At 30.0% G+C, this 20083-nt stretch carries 16 protein-coding genes and 1 pseudogene; 7 read left to right on the top strand and 10 right to left on the bottom strand.

Going from position 1 to position 20083, the window contains the following annotated elements:
- The first annotated feature begins 74 nt into the window (after positions 1-74).
- A complete protein-coding gene (locus KPF49_RS02160; protein WP_183674024.1) occupies positions 75-2246 on the top strand; it encodes a CDP-glycerol glycerophosphotransferase family protein in 2172 nt (723 codons plus the stop codon).
- Between the two features lie 39 nt (positions 2247-2285).
- Here KPF49_RS02160 and KPF49_RS02155 read toward each other — a convergent pair whose 3' ends face one another.
- The 5 genes from KPF49_RS02155 to KPF49_RS02135 form a co-directional block, all read right to left on the bottom strand.
- Positions 2286-3353: an acyltransferase family protein gene (locus tag KPF49_RS02155; protein WP_183674022.1), complete on the bottom strand. Its 1068-nt coding sequence runs from the start codon at positions 3351-3353 to the stop codon at positions 2286-2288.
- A gap of 66 nt (positions 3354-3419) precedes the next feature.
- On the bottom strand, positions 3420-5078 hold the full coding sequence (locus KPF49_RS02150; RefSeq protein WP_183674020.1) for a glycosyltransferase family 2 protein: 1659 nt from the start codon (positions 5076-5078) through the stop codon (positions 3420-3422).
- 22 nt (positions 5079-5100) lie between these two features.
- Positions 5101-6426: a teichoic acids export ABC transporter ATP-binding subunit TagH gene (tagH, locus tag KPF49_RS08150; protein WP_183674018.1), complete on the bottom strand. Its 1326-nt coding sequence runs from the start codon at positions 6424-6426 to the stop codon at positions 5101-5103.
- A 12-nt stretch (positions 6427-6438) separates the two neighbouring features.
- Complete coding sequence (locus KPF49_RS02140; protein WP_183674016.1) at positions 6439-7260, bottom strand: ABC transporter permease; 822 nt, start codon at positions 7258-7260, stop codon at positions 6439-6441.
- 19 nt (positions 7261-7279) lie between these two features.
- On the bottom strand, positions 7280-8449 hold the full coding sequence (locus KPF49_RS02135) for a CDP-glycerol glycerophosphotransferase family protein (RefSeq protein WP_183674014.1): 1170 nt from the start codon (positions 8447-8449) through the stop codon (positions 7280-7282).
- Between the two features lie 162 nt (positions 8450-8611).
- Here KPF49_RS02135 and tagD point away from each other — a divergent pair, with 162 nt between their 5' ends.
- The 6 genes and pseudogenes from tagD to KPF49_RS02105 form a co-directional block, all read left to right on the top strand.
- Entirely contained in the window at positions 8612-9004 is a 393-nt protein-coding gene (gene tagD, locus KPF49_RS02130) for a glycerol-3-phosphate cytidylyltransferase (protein ID WP_183674012.1), read from the top strand.
- Positions 8997-10121 (top strand): CDP-glycerol glycerophosphotransferase family protein, encoded by a 1125-nt coding sequence (locus KPF49_RS02125; protein WP_183674010.1) that lies wholly within the window; start codon positions 8997-8999, stop codon positions 10119-10121. Before tagD ends, KPF49_RS02125 begins: the two co-directional genes overlap by 8 nt.
- A gap of 38 nt (positions 10122-10159) precedes the next feature.
- On the top strand, positions 10160-11509 hold the full coding sequence (locus KPF49_RS02120; RefSeq protein WP_183674007.1) for an LCP family protein: 1350 nt from the start codon (positions 10160-10162) through the stop codon (positions 11507-11509).
- Between the two features lie 70 nt (positions 11510-11579).
- Positions 11580-12014, top strand: a complete 435-nt coding sequence (locus tag KPF49_RS02115; protein ID WP_246562777.1) for a GNAT family N-acetyltransferase — start codon at positions 11580-11582, stop codon at positions 12012-12014.
- 70 nt (positions 12015-12084) lie between these two features.
- On the top strand, positions 12085-12627 hold the full coding sequence (locus tag KPF49_RS02110; RefSeq protein ID WP_183672582.1) for a helix-turn-helix domain-containing protein: 543 nt from the start codon (positions 12085-12087) through the stop codon (positions 12625-12627).
- A pseudogene (locus KPF49_RS02105) lies at positions 12609-13499 on the top strand (IS3 family transposase); the annotation flags it as partial. The gene KPF49_RS02110 and the pseudogene KPF49_RS02105, both read left to right, overlap by 19 nt.
- A 36-nt stretch (positions 13500-13535) precedes the next feature.
- Here KPF49_RS02105 and KPF49_RS02100 read toward each other — a convergent pair.
- From KPF49_RS02100 to KPF49_RS02080, 5 genes are read right to left on the bottom strand one after another with little or no spacing between them, the layout of a single operon-like run.
- Positions 13536-16133, bottom strand: coding sequence for a CDP-glycerol glycerophosphotransferase family protein (locus KPF49_RS02100; protein WP_183673575.1), 2598 nt, complete (start codon positions 16131-16133; stop codon positions 13536-13538).
- Between the two features lie 13 nt (positions 16134-16146).
- Positions 16147-16779: a CpsD/CapB family tyrosine-protein kinase gene (locus tag KPF49_RS02095; RefSeq protein ID WP_183673573.1), complete on the bottom strand. Its 633-nt coding sequence runs from the start codon at positions 16777-16779 to the stop codon at positions 16147-16149.
- Positions 16780-16796: 17 nt separating this feature from the next.
- Complete coding sequence (locus tag KPF49_RS02090) at positions 16797-17390, bottom strand: YveK family protein (RefSeq protein WP_183673571.1); 594 nt, start codon at positions 17388-17390, stop codon at positions 16797-16799.
- Between the two features lie 18 nt (positions 17391-17408).
- Positions 17409-18131 (bottom strand): WecB/TagA/CpsF family glycosyltransferase, encoded by a 723-nt coding sequence (locus KPF49_RS02085; RefSeq protein ID WP_183673569.1) that lies wholly within the window; start codon positions 18129-18131, stop codon positions 17409-17411.
- A 55-nt stretch (positions 18132-18186) separates the two neighbouring features.
- Positions 18187-19008 carry a hypothetical protein gene (locus KPF49_RS02080; protein WP_183673567.1) on the bottom strand — a complete coding sequence of 274 codons (822 nt, stop codon included), beginning with the start codon at positions 19006-19008 and terminating at the stop codon, positions 18187-18189.
- Positions 19009-20083 lie beyond the last annotated feature (1075 nt).

Below are 20083 nucleotides of genomic sequence, written 5' to 3'. Positions count from 1 at the left end.
TAACAGGTCATTTAATTTATTAACTTATTATATTATAATAAATAACAATGAAATCATATTGATAGGAGTTAACTATGAATACATTAACCTACATCGTCAATTGTTTAAAAGATGAAAAAAAAGTTTCTGAAACTTTAAATAGTATTCTCAAACAAAGAGAACAAAGTTTTCAACTAAAAATTATTATATCTGAAGAAGATTCTTCTATAAAAAATCTAATAACAGAGAAATTAGCTCATTTCAAAAATAAATATGAAATTACAGAAATTGACCCGACATTAAATTTAGCTGAACAAAGAAATATTTCTTTAAATAATATAGAAACTGAATTCTTTATGTTTATAGATGCGGGCGATATTTTACCATCATATACAACTGGTTTTTATTTAGAACAAATTAAGAAAAATGATATTGTCTTCTCATCGGTTTTCACAAAAACATATAACATCCCGCAATTCATAGATATAAATAAATTAAAAGTGAATGAAAATATTTTAGAAGATAACAACACTAATATTGGAAGACGAAGCACTTCTACAAATGTTGTATTTAAAACATCCATTATTAAAAATAATGAAATAATATTTAATTCAAATATAGGTCGTTATTCTGAATGGGCGTTTGTGCTTGACGCAATTCATAATGCTAGAAAAACTGATTATTATTATAAGTTCCCTTTATACTATCGTGATGAGAATCACGATTCATTAAACATATTAAAATATGCTGAAAATGATTTTGATGATGAATTTAAAGCATATGTTAAGAACTTTATTAGATATATTTATAAAGCTCATAATGATAGAATACGTCAATTTATGATTAACGACTTAAAAGATAAATTAGAAACTGAATTTGACCCGCATCATCCACAAGTAGCAGAACGTTATAAAAATAATAAAGACTCACTTGAAATCGTTGCTAAATTTTTAAATAAGGATCTGTTTAATAAAACAAAGCCATTCTTTAACATTGAAATGTATGCTTTAATGCGTGGAAACACTAGCATTGCAAATCACATCAATGATTTTAGATATAAGTCAAGATTACTTAGACAAGTCATCACAGGTCATCGCACTAAAAATCGTTCAAAATACGAATTAACAAATAAATATACTAAAGTCGATCCTGAAACAATTATATTTGAATCTTTTGCTGGTCAGGCATATAGTGACAGCCCTAAGGCAATTTATGAATATATGTCCAAAACTTATCCACAATATAATTATAAATGGATTTTACGTAAGCCAAAATCAACTTATGTACCTAAACCTGCAGAAAAAATTAAGAGATCTTCTAAAAATTATTACGATGCATACTCTAAAGCTGGTTTCTGGGTAAGTAATGCTAGAACACCGCTTCACTTATACAAAAAAGAAAACCAAACATACATTCAAACGTGGCACGGAACACCATTAAAACGACTGGGTAATGATATGGCAGAAGTAAAAATGCCAGGGACAAATACTGAAAAATATAAACGTAATTTTAAAAACGAAACTAAACGATGGGATGTACTCATCTCACCGAATGAATATTCAACAGAGATTTTTCAATCCGCATTTTGGATGGATGCTAAAAATATTTTAGAAATTGGTTATCCAAGAAATGATGTGCTCGTTAATAACCAAAACAATCAAAAATATATCGAAGAAATTAAAAGAAAATTAAATTTACCGAAAGATAAGAAAGTAATATTATATGCACCAACTTGGCGTGACGATGAATATATTAAAAAAGGAAAATATCAATTTGAATTAAAAATTAACCTACCAAAAATGTATGAAGAACTTGGCGATGATTATGTAATTCTTCTAAGAATGCACTATCTAATTGCCAACCAAATTGACATTAAAGGTTATGAAGACTTTGCAATAGACGTTTCAAATTATAATAACGTTTCTGATTTATATTTAGTCAGTGATTGCTTAATTACTGATTATTCATCAGTAATGTTTGATTACGGTATTCTAAAAAGACCTCAAATATTCTTTGCTTATGACTTAGAAAAATACGAAGGAGAATTAAGAGGTTTTTACTTAGATTATATGAAAGATTTACCTGGCCCAATCACTACAGAATCAGATGAATTAATTCATCAACTAAAAAATCTAGATCAAATTGAAAACAGTTTTAAAAATGAAATCAATCAGTTTCACGAAAGATTCTGTTCAAAAGAGCAAGGCAATGCTGCTAAAATTATCGGTGATATGATTCATGAAAAGATTCAAGAAGACCTAAACTAAATTAAAAAGCGTCAGAATACTAATTCTGACGCTTTCTTATTAATCAACTAATCCCATTTTATATTTTTTATAAAACTGTTCATGTGTGAGATTGCCAATTCCACCAACGATATATTTACCTAATTTAAATTGATTAGCAATATAAGCTATTGATACTGAAAACACTATACATAGTATAAAAGTAAATAACATATTAAATACAGGGTGATCATGTAGTTGCCCAAGTCGATGGACAAAGAAATAATGTAATAAATAAATACTAAATGAATAATTGCTTATAAAAAGAATAAATTTTGGCACATATTTGAAGTATGATGACAATAAAAAGAATAACAATATTATCATAGTGACATAAATAGGTGTATCAATCCTTTTTGAATCTACAAGTGTTAACCACCCCGACATATAATTATATATAACCCATATAGTTACAAATGCTGTTCCAATTAAAATAGGGATTGCGTAATCTTTTATACTACTCATAAATTCTTCATAATAATACCCAATATAAAATCCTAAAACAAAATAGCATAGCCATCCAAAAAATATCATCCAGCCTTCTCTTTGCCATAGCCAACTTATTAAATAATTGTCAGGTGTTTCAACAAATTTTCTCATGGCCCAAAATAATGAGCTGAACACAACTGAGCAAATAGTTATTTTTACAGGATTTAAATGAACTAGATATTTTGAAAATAAAATATGTAATAAGTAAAACTGAAAAATTATAACTATAAAATAAGTTACCGTCCCTCCATGAAACATCATGTAATTAACAGAATCTATGTAATCTTCGATATTCTTTGGATGTCCAAATACATATGCCAATCCTAAATTTATAAAAATATATGGAACACCAAGCATCAATAACTTTTGCTTAAAGAACCCTTCTTTCACACTAGTTCTATAATTCTTAGCTAATAAAAATTCTGAAATAAATACAAACATAGGTGTTGCAAATAATAACAGTAATTGGAAAACTCTTAATATATAACCTGAATTCGGCATGTCGAATTTATAAAAAGTCGTAGTTACCGAATGAATCATTACAACACTCAAACAACAAATAGCCCTCATCCAAAATATTACAGATGTATAAGTTTTCAACATTATCCTCCTTAAAAAAAATAATAAAGAGAAAAACTTCTTAGACAAGTTTTTCTCTTTACATAACTATTCAATAATTTTTACAAATTCTTTATTGGCGGTAATAAATTGCTTATCTTTTGTAACTAATCTTGGAGTTCCTTTTTTTGTATACATAATATCACAGACTTTAATTTCATCATTTTTATTTAGTTTTTTTAATGGTTTCTCTTTAAATTCAACATCATTATAAACATAACACTTTTTAAGTATTTCAACAGATTCAGGAACTTCAGTTAAATAATTCGCTTTTATTTTTGCTGAAGGATGAGTGTTTTTACTATGATGATTGGTAAATTCAACTTTATAATGTTGACGATTAAGATTATAATTGATATTTGCTGATGGATAACTTGCATTCACTAAAACACTTTTATAATTATCATATACTATTTTTATGTTAAAGTTATAATCATCAAAGTTTAAATCATTTGTTTTAATAAGAATTCTATAATCATTAACTAGATAGCTAACTTCTTTCTCAATTGGTTCATTACTAATTTCACATAACAACACTTTGTTAATTCTTTGAACATCATCAATATAAACATTTATAATTTCATAAAACTCACCATTCATCTCAGAAGTACCATTATAAACAGCGTAAATCTCATCCTTAACTGGTTCTATATCTTCGAGGGGTGTTGGCAGCCTCATATATGATTGATTGTCTTTTAAAAATCTCGCTGACTTCTGTTTTCCTGTAGTAATAGTAATAAATTCTATTAAGTCATCGTATCGTTTTTCAGTTACTAACTTTAATATAGCTCCTAGACTATTGTCTGTGATATAATCATCTGCCACTAAATTGTTTTTATCTAGTACTTTCATCATAATATTAAACACTTTATAGTAATCTTTCTTATTATTAGAATTTAGAAATCTTTTTCGATTAAATAGCCTAGATAAAAAGTCCATTTCTATTATTCTGCTAATAGCTTCTTTCTTAGCAGAATCAGGAATATTCATTAAAATTACGTCTTTTAAGACCTCTATATTAAGGTAACTTTTTTCAATAATACTCGTTTCTTGTACTAATGACACATTTCTAGAATAACGATTCACATGATACACTGGTGTTGGATTCATTGAAGCACTGCTACTTAAACTAATAGCCTCTATAAAGAAAAGTTTGTCCTCACCATATTTTAAATGCTTAAACTTAATATCATTATTAACTATTAGTGACCTTTTAAAAATTTTACCTGGTGGTCCAACCGCTCTAAAAATCTTCTCAATCTCATATGGAATTAAATTATTTTGTTTTTTGTAAGATGCAAATGTTGCTATTTTTGAAATATTTTTATCTGAGTGTTTAATCGCTTGTCCAAATGCAAAGTCAGAATCGTTTTCAATCGCTTGCTTAAGTAATTCAGGAAATCCCTTGCTGTCTAACCAATCATCCGCATCTAAAAGTGCAATATAAGTTCCTTTTGCTTTTGTTATACCAACATTTCTAGGTGTAGATGGACTGCCAGAATTCTCTTCTAACTCTATTAGTTTAAAAAAGTCATAATCTTCTAGAAATTTACTAACTATATTAACTGAATCATCTGTTGATTTATCGTCGATAATTATGACTTCAATGTTTGAATGATCAATATCAAGATTAATTATTGAATTTAAACTTTGTTCTATTGAGTATTCTTTATTATATAATGGCATTATTATTGAAAGTTCAAGCATATTAGTACTATTTCTCCTTAAATTATTGATAAACATACTTCGCATTAATCCAAATTAAGTTTTCTTTTAGATAACCTTTACACCACGTATTAGTACCTATAAACCAAGTTTCTTCAACTACTATTGTTTCATTCTTCATGTCTGATAAGTCGTCAAAAACTAATTGTTTTTTGCCACCCCACGCGGTATTGTATGCAGATCCTTTACCATTTAATTTGAATGTTTTTTTATCTTTATCTACAAAGGTTGTTACATGGGTTTGTAAATCTGTTTCTTTCATCCAACCTATTAAACCTTCTTCTCCACTTGGCTTTGTACTTAATAAGTAAAACTTTTCAAAACGGTATGATGTCGAACGTTTTACATAATAGACTTTGTTTTTTAACTTATCTGAAGGTTTGCTAGCCTCTTGATTATTTGGTGCGTCGTATATATAAGATTTACCACCACGTATATGAGCAAGACGACTCTCTAATTGAATTTCGTAGTCATCACTTTCATCTATAAATTCATCTGTTGTTGTATATACTAACGTGTCTTCAGATTTTGAAATTGTTTCTGTTTGAACAGGTGTAGATAATACATTTTTACGATATTCATCGCGTTCTTTTTTAGACATTTTTTGCCATTTGTTTAGAAACTTTTCATACATTCCTAAAACTTCATCTGCTTCACCATAAGCTTTTACTCTACCAAATTCTAACCATAGTATCTTATCGCAAAATTGTTTCATTTGTCCTAAAGAGTGTGAAACAAATATCATTGTCTTACCTTGTGCTTTGAAATCTTTCATCTTTTGTAAACTTTTTTCAGCGAACGCTTTATCTCCAACAGATAGTGCTTCGTCAATAATTAAAACATCTGGGTCAACACTTACCGAGATAGCAAAACCAAGTCTTGACTTCATACCACTTGAATACGATTTAACGGGCTGATCGATAAATTCACCGAGCTCAGAAAACTCTATGATTTCTGGCTCTAATTCTTCAATTTCTCGTTTGGTAAAACCGAGCATTAAACATTTTAATTCAATATTTTCTCTACCAGATAAGTTGTTATTTAAACCCGCAGATACTGCTATTAAAGCAACTTCGCCTCTTGTTTTTATATCGCCAGATGTTTCAGGTACTATTCCTGCGATTATATTTGATAACGTTGATTTACCAGAACCATTTGTTCCAATAAATCCAACCACGTCTCCTTCATAGGCGGAGAAATTTACTTGGTCAAGTGCATAAAAGTCTTTACCATAGTTTTCTCGATTAAATAAACTTAAAAACTTCTCTTTTGAATCATCAAATAATTTATATCTTTTAGTGACATTTTTTACCTCAATTACTTTTTCCATACTATCCAACCTCTATAAGTAGTCAATAAAGTTTCTTCTAAATCTCATGTGTAATACTGATCCAATGATTAGAAGAATCAATACAAGTGCCCAGAAGTATAATCCATATTTCCAATGCTCTACGATATACCATCCTCTACCTAGAAATGCATATCGGTATCCCTCTACTACATAAATTAGAGGGTTAAACTTTAAAAATGCTTGAACTTTTGGAAAATCATTTAAAATTGTTAACGGCCAAAGTACTCCTGAAACATATAGTCCCATTCTTAAAGTAGAGTTTAAGAATAAGTGTACGTCTCTCACAATTGTAGATAGCGTTGACATAATCAATCCAAAAGCAAATGTTAATGCATATAAACAAATAACAAAGTAAAAGAACTGTATGATATAAATTGTGACTGTATATCCAGAAAACTGATAAATAAAGAATGCAATAATAATCATCCCAATGTGAATATACATTTTTGAAAAAATAGGAATATTAGGTATCACACTCATCGGGAAATTCATTTTAGATAACATTCTTAATCTTGAGTAAATTGACTTTGATGCTTGTATAGATGCTTGGTAGAAAAATATCCAAACTAAAAAACCAACGATAAGCCATAATAAGAATGGTATCTCTTCACCATTGACCTCTACCGGCGCACGGTTTCGTAGTGTACCAAACACAAACCAGTAGATAAGTATTTGTGTTAATGGATTTAATAACTCCCATAACATTCCAAGATAGTTGTTTTTGTTACTACTTTTTAATTCATATAAAGATAATCTTCGAGCTAAATTAAAATATTCAATTTGCTCTTTTATTAGTTTAAACAAAGATTTCATAATAATTCCTTTCAAATCTCTATTTTAATGTTTTCTCAATTACATTTTTTGACGCTTGACCATTTTCTAGTTTACAAAATCTCTTTCTAAAATTTTGACGTAAGTCATAAAACTGATCTTGATCTATATTTTGAATTGCTTCAATAACCTCATCAGTATTATATAACAATGGACCAGGGGCATCTTTTTCAAAATCAAAATAAAACCCTCTTAACGTATCACGATAGCTTTCTAAATCATATGTAAAGAATAGCATTGGACGATTTAAAATCGCGTAATCGAAAAATACAGAAGAATAATCCGTCATTAAAATATCTGAAACTAAATATAAGTCTCTAATATCTTCGTAACTTGAAAAATCAATAACGAAACCTTCATACTTTTCAACGTTAATATTTTCTGCAATTAAATAATGCATTCTAAGTAAAATAATATAGTCTTCACCCAGCTGATCACGCATTCTATCCAAATCTAATTGAATATCAAACTTATAGCGCCCACGCGCATAAAATTCGTTATCACGCCAAGTCGGTGCGTATAATATTACTTTTTTATTTCTCTGAATTCCTAAATCTACTTTAAGCTTATGAATATAATCCTCATCATTATAATTTACTAAATAGTCATTTCGAGGATAACCTGTTTCTAAGACTGTTTTATTAAAATTAAATGCACGTTTAAAGATTTCTGTAGAGTAATGATTCGGTGACACTAAATAGTCCCATTTACTCGATTCAGTCGTGAAATTTTTCTTATAACGCTCTGTATCTGTCCCTGGCATATGAACTTCGTCCATATCTAACGCAAGACGTTTTAACGGTGTACCATGCCATGTTTGTAAATACGTCGTCTTTTTAGGTTTTGAAATCCATAAAGGCAGGCGACTATTTGAAATCCACATTCCTGCAGTATTCATTGCAATTAACCATTTTAATGAAAATCTTTTAAAATATGGTACTTGTTTGTCTTCGAATAATTGGATATATCTTTTGTCTACACTCCAAATTAATTCATACTTATCACCATATTCTTTTAACATATACTCATACAATGCTCTAGGGTTATCACTATATTGTTTTCCTAAGAAACTTTCAAATATAATTCTGTTTTTCTTTTTTGGTAACACTGCACCAGCAATTTTGAATACAACTTTATAACCGAATAATGCGATTGATTTAAAAATCTTCATAAAATACCTTACTTTCTAATTATCCTTAAACTATTATAATCTATACTTTATATTATACCTAAGATTTTAAACGAAAACTTTAATTTCTTTACAATAATTATCGCATTAAATATAAGAATGTTATAAACTGAAAGTTAGTATAAAAATTAAAGGTGATTTTTAATGAAAAAAATTATTACTTATGGAACTTTTGATTTACTACACGCTGGTCACGTTAATATTTTAAGACGTGCGAAAGAACTTGGGGATTACTTAGTAGTTGCAGTTTCTTCGGATGAATTTAATCGCCTAAAGCATAAAGAATCTTACCATTCTTATGAAGATCGTAAACTTATTTTAGAAGCAATTAAATACGTCGATGAAGTTATCCCTGAAGAAAACTGGGAACAAAAACGTGACGATATTAAAAAACATGATATCGATACTTTTGTAATGGGACATGACTGGGAAGGTGAGTTCGACTTCTTAAAAGACTTATGTGAAGTTGTGTATCTTCCTAGAACTGAAGGTATTTCTACGACTAAAATTAAGAAAGACTTAAACAATAATGATTAAAGAAGCAGTGTTACGTGTGTACAATTTTATTGTCTCACGTTTCTTTTTATTCGCGCGATTATTGCCACTTAAAAATTCAGTTGTATTATTAACCTCATATGGCGACAACATTAATTATATTATTCAAAATCCTAAATTACGTTATTACAATGAAGTTATTATTTATACAGAACGTCCGTATGAGTTCAAATATTATAATAATGTCACGGTCTATTCACATAGTAACTTTAATTTAAAAGAACTGTATGAAATCAGTCGAGCAAAAAACATTATTCTAGACAATCATTTCCCAGTACTTGGTGGTATGAATACGTTAAGACCTTACGTTACTGTCATACAAACGTGGCACGCAGTAGGCGCAGTTAAAGCTTTTGGCTTAGCTGATCAGACTTTTAACCATAGACCAAAGCGATCAAAAGACAGATTTCAACGTACGTATCAAAATATCGACTACTATGTCTCTGGTTCTAAAACAATGTCAGAAATATTTAAAAAAGTATTTAATATTAATGATGACAAAATACTAAAAACTAGTATGCCAAGACTCGATTTTTATAACGATGAAGCTGTCATAAAAAATACGAACGATTGTTTAAGAAAGTCACTAAATATTAGTAATGAAACAATCATTATTACATACGCACCGACGTATCGTGAAAATCAGTTTAATGTGAATGACATTCACCTTGATATCGAAAAGATGACGAGAGTCTTACCAAATAACTATATTATCGCGTTAAGACTTCACCCGACTGTCGAGTTAAATAACATTCTTAAAAACGTGATTAACCTAAGTAAAGGGTATTCTTTAGAAAGCGTTTTAAGTATGACTGATATTTTAATTACAGATTATTCGTCTGTTGGATTTGAATTTTCCAACCTAGAACGACCGATTATATATTATCCGTATGATATCGACGACTATAAAAAAGAAAAAGGACTTATTGACAAATACGAAAATTTAACGACATCAAATATCGCCTATTCTACAGACGATATTATACAAATGATTAAAGAGAATCAGTTCTCTATAGATGAAATTCGTAAATTTAAACATCAGTGGAATGAGTATAATCATACAAATAATACAAATGTATTAGTAAAAGTGTTAAAATAAATGCTAATTAATTTTTAAGCTTAGTTTGGAGATAATTTATGAAGAAAACTTTAAAAATATTGCTCGTCATCATTATTATTGGATTAATTGGTGCAGCAGCATATGGAGGTTACTTATACTACACCTTAAACAAAGGTGTTAATTCGTCATTTAGTGATTTAAAAAATGATAAATCAGAGTTACGTGGCGATGAAGATGTCGATATCGATAATAGTTTCAACGTATTAATATTAGGTATCGATGAAAATAAAAAACGTGCTGAAAAAGAAAAAATAAATACCGATGACTTTAGAACAGATACGATGATACTTGCGACGTTTGACCGTGAAGGTGATATTATTCGAATGATTAATATCCCGCGTGACACACTAAGTTATATGAGTGACGAACAAGCATTTGATAAAATCAACCACGCACACGCGTTAGGTGGCATTGATGGTGCAGTAGATTCAGTTGAAAATTTACTAAACGTACCTGTCGACTTTTACATACGTGTAAACTTCGACTCAGTCGTTGATATCGTCAATACGTTAGGTGGTGTTGAGTTCGATGTCCCATTTGATATGGAAGAACCAAACCAAGACGACACAGGTAAAATTAAAGTTAAAAAAGGTCACCGTAAATTAACTGGTGAAGAAGCACTCGCTGTTGTAAGAAGTCGACGTGTAGACTCAGACTTTGGTCGCGGAGAAAGACAAATGGAAATGGTTCAAGCAATTATGAACCGCGCAAAATCGACTGGCGCGATTACTAAAGTTGATGATTTAGTGGACGTCGTATCACAAAACGTCACACATAACTTTAAAATGAAAGATCTCACAAAACTCGCGAAATACTTCGCAAGTAATGAAGTTAAGTTCGATACGACAATGATTTTAGGTGAAGATTTTATTGGAGATAATGGTGCATATTATTATAAACCAAACGAAGAGCACTTATTCGTATTAAGTCGTACATTAAGAGAAATACTTGGATTAGATCCACCAGACGTCAATGATTTCTCTAACATTCGACTCGCTTACTGGCTAAATCCAACAGTCTTAATTGGTAACGATATTATCGATGAATACAAGTTAACAGGTGACGATATACCAGGGTTCGCAAAAGAAGGTTATAAAAGTCAGTATGGAGATGGGTTTGATATACCTGAAAAAACGTTAGACAACTTTGAAGAAAACGAAGGTGACACTGACGTACAATCAGAAGATGGTCAAGACTATACACCACCGACAAAAGAGCAAAATTTAGATGAACAAGAAAACTATAACCAAAACTACAATCAAAATGATCAAGAAAACTATAATCAAAACAATAATCAAAATGAGGACTGGAATAACTCATTAAATCCAGGTTCAAACCCTAGAGACGAATACTTTTCACCTGAATGATATGACAATACAAAACTTAAAGTATATTATATAATGACTAAGTATAATACTTAGTCATTATTTTTTAGGAGTGACCGACATAAATATTTATATAACGGATGAAGAGAAATACTATAACGACTGCGTAAACATAAGAAAAAGAGTATTTGTAGAAGAACAAGGCGTTCCTGAAGACAAAGAATTAGACGAATACGAAAAAGAATCATTAAACGTCCTCCTACTCTTTAACGACTCGCCTGCAGGCACAGTAAGATACAGAAAAATAGACGACTCAACAATAAAAGTCGAAAGAATGGCTGTGTTAAAAGAATATAGAGGTATGGGCTTTGGTAATAACTTAATGAACTTCGTACATGTTCATGCAAGACAGTCAGGATACCACTGGGCAAAACTTGGTGCACAAACCCATGCAATTAAATTCTATACAAACTTAGGATACGAGGAAAGTTCAAAAGAATACATGGATGTTGGAATTCCGCATATAGATATGATAAAAAAATTGTAAAAAAATAAGCTCTAATTGAGGTGCACCCCTAAAGTTGGACATGGAAATCCAACTTTAGGGGTGTTTTTGTATGAAGTATAAAAAGCATAGCTTTGAATTTAAGGTAAAAGTAGTTAATGAATATTTAAATGGATCAGGAGGATATAGAGTTTTAGGTGAAAAGTATAATGTGGATAGATCGCTTGTTCAAAAATGGGTAAGACAATATAACACATATGGCTATCAGGGCCTCACTAAATCTCTTAGTAATACTCAATATACTAGTGAATTTAAGCAGGCTGTTTTAAAATATAGAGAAGAGAATCAATTGTCCTATAGAGAAACAGCGGAATACTTTGGTATCAAGCATTTTACAACAATCGCTAACTGGAATCGCAAGATCCAAGAAGGTGGTCCAGCTGCTCTAGAGGGTAAACAAGGGAGACCAATAAAATATATGTCTAAGAAAGAAAATAACCAAAAACAAGTATCGAAGAGTGAGCCTCTGAATGAAACAGAACGCGAAGAGTTAGAACGTCTAAGAGAAGAACTCAGAATGAAAGAACTGGAAAATATCATTCTAAAAAAGTTAAACGCCTTACCGACAGATCCAACAGACAAAAAACGAAAGTAGCGCTTGAGGTAAGGCAAGAAACGACTTATACACTAAAAGAGATTTTAACAGTGTTGAAGCTACCAAAGTCTGTATATTACTACTGGATAAAACATATGGATGATCAGAAACAGAAAGATCGATGGCTAGTAGAAAAAATTAAAGAAATCGTCTCAAAACATAAAGGTAGATATGGTTACAGAAGAATCAAAGCGATACTCGAAAGCAGAGAACAAATTGTGGTGAATCATAAGCGCTTGTTACGCATTATGAAGACCTATAATTTACTGTGTCAAAAATTCAAAAACAAATCGAGAACGCGTTATAGTTCATATAAAGGACAAGTTGGAACAGTCGCTCCAAATAAGGTAAAGCGTAACTTTAAGCCGAAAACATTTAATCAACTATGGGTCACAGATGTCACAGAGTTTGCGTTACCTATCAAAGGAAAGAAACTATATCTATCAACAATTATGGATTGTTATAACTCTGAAATTATCGCATATAAGGTCAGTCGTTCACCGAACCTAGCAATCGCTCTAAATCCTTTAAATAAAGCACTTGAGGAACACCATCACAATCTAAAACAATTAGTTGTTCACTCGGATCAAGGATTTCATTATCAACATAGTAGTTGGGGAAATACCATAACAGAATTTGGTGCAACAATGAGTATGTCACGTAAAGGAAACTGTTTAGATAATTCACCGATGGAGAACTTCTTTGGCTTATTAAAGCAAGAAATGTTTTATGGAGAAGTTTTCAAAACATATGAAGCATTAGAAATCGCAGTACATGAATATATTAGATACTATAATAAAGATAGAATTAAGCTAAAATTAAAAGGCATGTCTCCTGAAGAATTCAGGAAACATACCTTACAATCTGCTTAATTCCAAAAGTCCAACTTTTGGGTAGCACATCAAATATTAGAGCTTATTTTTTTCACTTATGACCGCTTCATATATCCGTTCACAGTTATTATGATCACGATATTTTATTATTTCACTAATATCATCTACATTAGTTTCAAAATTATTTTTTATTGATGCTTCTATATAACTGACTAATAGTTCTTCAGTTTCTGCGATATCACCTAGAAATGTCTCATTTACAGGTCTCAAGATTCCTCTATTAAAGAATCTGTCTTCATCGAAATGATAGTATACGACTGGTTTATTCATCATTGTAAAGTCAAAACTAACACTACTATAGTCTGTGATGAGTAACGCGTGGTCTATAAGAAGTTCTTGTACTGATTTTTCACCTAATGTTATAAATCTAATGTGTTCTGAAGTGTTAATTAATTCTTTGTTGAAAAATGGTTGTGCTCTATAATGTGGGTAAAAATTTATGTTTACATTATATTTCTCTAATATATCATGTAGTCGTTCGTTTTCTAAAAGATTTTTATATCGATAATAATACTCACTATTTAAAAATCTCTCGTCTGTGTTTATCCAGTCTCTCCATGTTGGCATAAGTAAGATATCCTTACCTTTATGATTCATTGGTAAGCGATCAAATCTTGCTAAACCAGTGACTTTTACCTCGTCTTCTTCATAGCCCATTGTATTAACTACAACGTCGTATTTTTCACTGTCACTTGAAACAATAAAAATATCAAATGGATCGTCATAATATTTTTTATGATATTCTGCTGGTTTCCTACCTAATACACCATGCTGCAAGAATACTTTATATGTTTCATTATAATTAAAAAATTCTTTCGATGGCTTATAAGGTAATATATTTTCAAAATCATGTGTACATAGAAGTACGCCTGCTTTTAAACTGATTTCGTGATGTTTTTTACTACCAAAAACTAATACATTTTCTTCATGCATAATCTTTTTATAGTCTTTTGATTCTTCATCAATGACGTAATATGCTTCTACTGGCTGATCTTGTAAGTATTTAAATAATTGATAACCATTTTCTTGTGCAGTATCTATACGTTCACCAAGTAACCAAATGTTTCTATCACGTTCAACATTCGTATCAACACTTTTTGGAACTACAAAAGTTTCAATCTTTAAATTATTAAATGGAGTTGTTGTAATTAGTAGATAAACATCTCTATCTTTTTGTTTAATTATTTTTAAGTCATAGAAATTATCTTTTTTATAATTAGAATTTTTATAAGGTAACTTTGCTCGAGCAACAATTTTGCCTTCTTTATTTCTTATACCAATATATAAATCAATAATTGTCTTATCTCGACTCATTATATTGATTATTTCCTGTGCATCAATTTCATAGTTAAACTTATCATCGATTGTATTTACAACCATTTCTTGACTATGACGATCTTCGAAAATAATTACGTTCTCGACTTCATGGAACGAATTACGACCTTTTATAAACCCTTGTAATTTAAAATTTTTAATATCTGTAATCCGTCGTTTAATTCTTGGTCTAGACACTCTAAATCCTAAATAGTTATCTTTTCTTCGATAAAAGTGTGTAGTTAGATATTCGTTCTCGTTTCTAAATCGTCCGAGCATTTCATCTTCAATATAAGCAGATCGTATATCAATCTGGTAGATAATATTACTATTTATGAAATTGATTTTCTTGTTTGTAAAACCATCTATAAGATCTTCTATTGGAATTTCCGCTTGCAAATCATCTGATAACGCGATTTTTTTCGTCGTATCTAACTTTGAATTATATATGCTTATAGATGGATGCTCTAGGAGGATTTCTTGCTCCGGTTTAATTTTCAATGTAACGATATTGTTAGTAATTTCACTCACATAAAGCGCACGAAGTTTTACAATATGTTCTTTTACATTTAACATGAGTGCTGGCATTGTATCTATTGTATACGCATAAAAATCTGTAAAAAGCTCTTTTTTCTCTTCTAAATATCCATTCATTGTATAGACATTTTCTTTTTGAGCTAGGTAAAAAGTACTGACCCCATACGTTAGATTTTCAAGTCCAGTGACTTTTAAAGTGTTTTTGTTTATAAGTTTTGTTGGAAGTTCTATAAATTTATGAGGATAACTTAAAAATAACGATGTTTCTTCATCGACATCTCTTTCTAGCTTAATCATTATCCCATCTTTTTGTAATATGACGTCATTCACTTCAACATTCTCATTTTTAAAGTCTAAACTCATATACCTTTTAGATATATGTACGTCCTTTTTAACTTTTATGTTATAAAGTTTTTCATTAACGATATATTGAGTACGATTTTTATTTTTTCGAGTTTTAATTCTCATCGGTTGTCCGAATGAAAATAATTGAATTGTAAAATTGTCAGGTCTATTTTTAAAATAAGTTTCAGACAGTCGCACTGTAATGATGTCGTCTTTAAATTCACATGGTAAATCTATTTCCAAATTATCAATAGTTACTGAGGCTGTATATTTGGAAATGACTCTTAAATTAATAAATGGGAGCACTTTATAAGTGAATATAAAGTCTCCCTTCGCTCTATTAATCTCAATGAGTTCAATTTCTTTCGTAAATCTTTCTCTGACGTGTTTTGAGAAATAGTTTGTAAATCTACTCATCAAAATTCACCTATTATCTTTCCACAAAATTATTTATGACACCGAGTACTTCGATGTCTTTTTGTTTTAATCGTTCCATTAAATTATCTGTTTCAAGTGTATAGCGTTCTTCACTTTGTACAACGACGACTGCGTCGACCGCTTCTTTTATTGCATCTAGACATGCTGAATCGTTCATACCCATTCCTGCATCTATAATAATGTAGTCGTATTTGTTTTTTAACGTGTCGACTGCATATTTAAATTTGTCTGATAGGAATAGTTCGTTTCCGATTGAACGTTTTAGTCCTGCATGAATTGTCGATAGCCCATACTGCGGTGTGTCGTACGTTACAGATAATATACTTTTATCTGTTGCGATTGCGTCTGAAATTCCATTTCTTAATGTGACGTTAAATGTGTCATGTATTGAAGGTGACTCTAAGTCTGCGTCTAGGTAGACAATGTTCCCACCTTTTTTTGCGAGTGCAATCGCAATATTTGACGCGATTGTAGTTTTACCTTCTTTTTCTTGTTCAGATAAAAATAACAATGCTTTTTTATTGTTACCTGAATAATATTTAATGCGCTCTGCTATGTTGAAATATTTTTGAGATACTTCACTATCTGGTTGATCCATTACGATTCGTTTTCTGTTATCTACCATATATTTCACCACTTAATTTAATATTTTGGTATTGAACCGAGTAAAGTATATTCTGTGTCTACTTTTGTTTGTTTCCCTTTTTTCTTTGGTTCTTTTAATGCATATATTGCTGCACCAATTCCAAGTCCTGCGAGTAATCCGATAATGATGTAGACGAGTTTTACTTTTAACGATGTGTCTTCAATGACTGTGTCATTCGGTGCTTTTACATATTCAATCGTACTCCCTTGAACAAATGACTCAATTTCTTCTGTTGCGATTTTAGCAAGTCCATCTGTAGCGAGTACTGAATGTCTTCTATTGTCTAAGCTAAGTGATACTTTTAACGTCTTTTTCTCTTCGTTAAAATCCACTTTTATTTTATGTTTTAATTTTTTTAATGGTGTCGTAATATTTTCTTCTTCTTTTAATTCTTTTACGACTTTGTCTGATTTAATGATCGCTTCATATATATTTGGATCGACTGATTCTTCAGTATGTACTTTAAATTCCGCGGTCGCGTTGTATTGATCGGGGATAAAAATTAGCGTGAAAAGAGAAGCAAGTATACCACCAATCAATGTAGAAAGTACTAATATAAAAGTTTTATTTGAGTTTTGAAATTTTGACATAAAATCTTCCTTAAATACTTAATTCTTAAACAATTCTTTAATCATAAACCTAAACGTTTTTAAATTCCTTACAATACGACTTGGTTGTTTTAACATGCGGTACAGCCACTCTAAATTCAAGCGTATCCAAATATTTGGCGCACGTTTAACCGCTTTTGCATGTACATCGAGGCTTCCACCGACCCCTATAAATAATCCTTTGTCGTACTTTTTTATATGTTCTCTTATAAACAATTCTTGCTTCGGCGCACCGAGAGCAACAAATACGATATCTGGCTCTTTTTCTAATAATTCTAAGTAAACTTCTCGATTTTTAATGCCAATATAGCCGTGATGTCTTCCGACAACTTTAAGCTTGTTATATTTTTGCTCAATTTCTAAAGCAGCTGTTTCATTGACTTCTTCTTTTGCTCCGAGTAAGTAAACACTTAATTGTTTTTCATTCGCATACTCGAGTAAATCTTCTGTTAAATCGAAACCTGCGATACGTTCTTTTAACGGAGTTTTCTTTAATTTAGATAAAAGAATAACACCGATTCCGTCTGCAACAACGTAGTCAGCATTTCTAACGACTGCTTTATATCTTGCGTTTTCTTTAGTTTTCATTAATATTTCTGGATTTGCAGTCACGACGAAGGTCTTTTTTTCGTCATCGAGTCTTTCTTTTAAAATATTAACAAATTCTTTACGCGTGGCATTTAAAAATGGAATATCCACTAATTTTACACGGTCTTTTTCCACGTTTTTCCCTACTTTCAGTACTATATATATAATACATTATTTCAGGGATTTTTTCTTATCTTTTCGGGCCTTTCTTTTGTTGTAACGCACGCTCTAACTGTAAAATCGGTACGTATCCAATCGAAACTTTTCGATTTAACTCTGTATATGTTGGAAGTTTATCTGTTTCAGTGAATGGTACGTTTGCACGCTGAAAACGCCCAATAATCGTATATAAACGATGCACGAGTGTAGTAATGTCGTTTAATATACTTTCAGAAACTCTCGCGACATCGATGTGAATCATTGGGTTTTTCTTTTCTTTTTTTGGATAACGATACTTTTTAATCCAGTGAATGTCTTTTTGTGACATTTCATTTTTTGCTTTGAATTCAATAATAAAAAATGGAAGTCGATCTGATTCTTTAAACGCTTCGTCGAATTGTTGTTTAAAACTATAAAACTCTAAATGATTTTCTTCTTTACGAATGACATACTGTTCTTCATCTTGTTGAATGTAAAAAATAGTACCGTTTGGAACATGGTACTCATCTTTAATATCTGAATATAAGTCACACATTTTTATAAACTGTGAATAGTCTAAATTTAAATGGGCAAGTTGTTTACTCTTGCCTTCAATAATTGATAGATCGAGTTTTAAGTTCTCTGACTCAAGTGTCACTTTGTCTAATGCTTCAAATAATTTGCTTAATTTCATTTCGTATAACTCACTATAGTTATAGTCGTTATATGTTAACTTAGATACTTCATGCGTTAAGTACGGTAAATCGTCTGTTAAATGTTTAATAATTTCTTTAACTTTATCTTCAAGTGATAGTTTATATTTAAAGATTTCTAACTGATGTTCACGGTCTTTTACTTTTACTTTAATTTCCATAATAATCCCTCTTTCACAATATAATAATTTTAATGAAAACGACGGACTTATACAACTTTCACGCGTATTATTTATGGTTGATTGTATAGATTGTCTCGACAGTTGTGTTTAAATAACGTTTATATATAAATGTTTAGAGGTCTTAAAGTCCTTGTCATGGTTGTATTTTGGTCGTTATAAAGACTGTTTATCGGTTTATAAAGATCTATAATCGTTTTTACAAATGATTTAGTTTATTATAAAGATTAAGATATGAAGAGGACTTTATAATAGACAAAGTTGTTAATCATCATAATGATTTAAATATTCTCTACGCGTAACTGGACATCGAAAGAGACGAACTCATGTAATTGCTATAAATTTATATTTCAACCAGAAAGAACTGCTGCTTAGATTGAAAATAAGTATGAACTGACAGAAAATTAAGAGCTTATTTATCATCAAGAAATTTGTTGGAAAATTAAAGTTAAATTATATATCTATGACAAAATAACATTGTAAAAACAAATAATCGAATGATATTATAAGTTTTAAATTTGAAAGGAATATTTTTTATGCTTAAGTTTTTATTTACATTTTTATGTGTATTTATATTTATTATTTATTTTTAAAAATTTATATAAAAACATCTAATTCATTGAAAGAAAATAAAAATATAAAAAACAACTACATAGTCAAAAATATTTTGCTCTCATCAAAACAGAATATTGATTTTTTTGACCTAGTAGTTGTTTTTATAATCACTTACTTTACTTATTATAGATAGTCATTACTTTCACACCTTGATTTTAAGTGTTCACTTTTATTTGCATACTTTTTACATGCACTTACAACACCGTGTTTACATAGCTCCTTCATATAAACACTTTAGAGCTTTTTAAACTTTAAAAGTTATAAACATGTAAACAGTCTATTCTGTACCTCTTAACCGTTTAACTATAAAAATAAAATCAAATATACTGTTCTTAGAATCAAGTAAATAATTAAAAAAGATATAACAGATTTTACTTGCGTTTTATTATCATTCTTTTTCATTTTAAATATTCCAAAAATTACTAGTACAGGAATTACTATA

Source organism: Nosocomiicoccus ampullae, from assembly GCF_019357495.1.
Taxonomy (GTDB): domain Bacteria; phylum Bacillota; class Bacilli; order Staphylococcales; family Salinicoccaceae; genus Nosocomiicoccus; species Nosocomiicoccus ampullae.
Note: the sequence above shows the minus strand (reverse complement) of the source record. Positions and strands in the feature narration are given on the sequence as shown.

Bases quoted from the DNA above. Each gene is read 5' to 3' on its own strand.
- KPF49_RS02090 (WP_183673571.1), bottom strand. From the start codon at position 17,390: ATGTCAAAATTTCAAAACTCAAATAAAACTTTTATATTAGTACTTTCT.
- KPF49_RS02125 (WP_183674010.1), top strand. From the start codon at position 8,997: ATGATTAAAGAAGCAGTGTTACGTGTGTACAATTTTATTGTCTCACGT.
- KPF49_RS02080 (WP_183673567.1), bottom strand. From the start codon at position 19,008: ATGGAAATTAAAGTAAAAGTAAAAGACCGTGAACATCAGTTAGAAATC.
- KPF49_RS02135 (WP_183674014.1), bottom strand. From the start codon at position 8,449: ATGAAGATTTTTAAATCAATCGCATTATTCGGTTATAAAGTTGTATTC.
- tagD (WP_183674012.1), top strand. From the start codon at position 8,612: ATGAAAAAAATTATTACTTATGGAACTTTTGATTTACTACACGCTGGT.
- KPF49_RS02100 (WP_183673575.1), bottom strand. From the start codon at position 16,133: ATGAGTAGATTTACAAACTATTTCTCAAAACACGTCAGAGAAAGATTT.
- KPF49_RS02120 (WP_183674007.1), top strand. From the start codon at position 10,160: ATGAAGAAAACTTTAAAAATATTGCTCGTCATCATTATTATTGGATTA.
- KPF49_RS02140 (WP_183674016.1), bottom strand. From the start codon at position 7,260: ATGAAATCTTTGTTTAAACTAATAAAAGAGCAAATTGAATATTTTAAT.
- KPF49_RS02095 (WP_183673573.1), bottom strand. From the start codon at position 16,779: ATGGTAGATAACAGAAAACGAATCGTAATGGATCAACCAGATAGTGAA.
- tagH (WP_183674018.1), bottom strand. From the start codon at position 6,426: ATGGAAAAAGTAATTGAGGTAAAAAATGTCACTAAAAGATATAAATTA.
- KPF49_RS02110 (WP_183672582.1), top strand. From the start codon at position 12,085: ATGAAGTATAAAAAGCATAGCTTTGAATTTAAGGTAAAAGTAGTTAAT.
- KPF49_RS02150 (WP_183674020.1), bottom strand. From the start codon at position 5,078: ATGCTTGAACTTTCAATAATAATGCCATTATATAATAAAGAATACTCA.
- KPF49_RS02160 (WP_183674024.1), top strand. From the start codon at position 75: ATGAATACATTAACCTACATCGTCAATTGTTTAAAAGATGAAAAAAAA.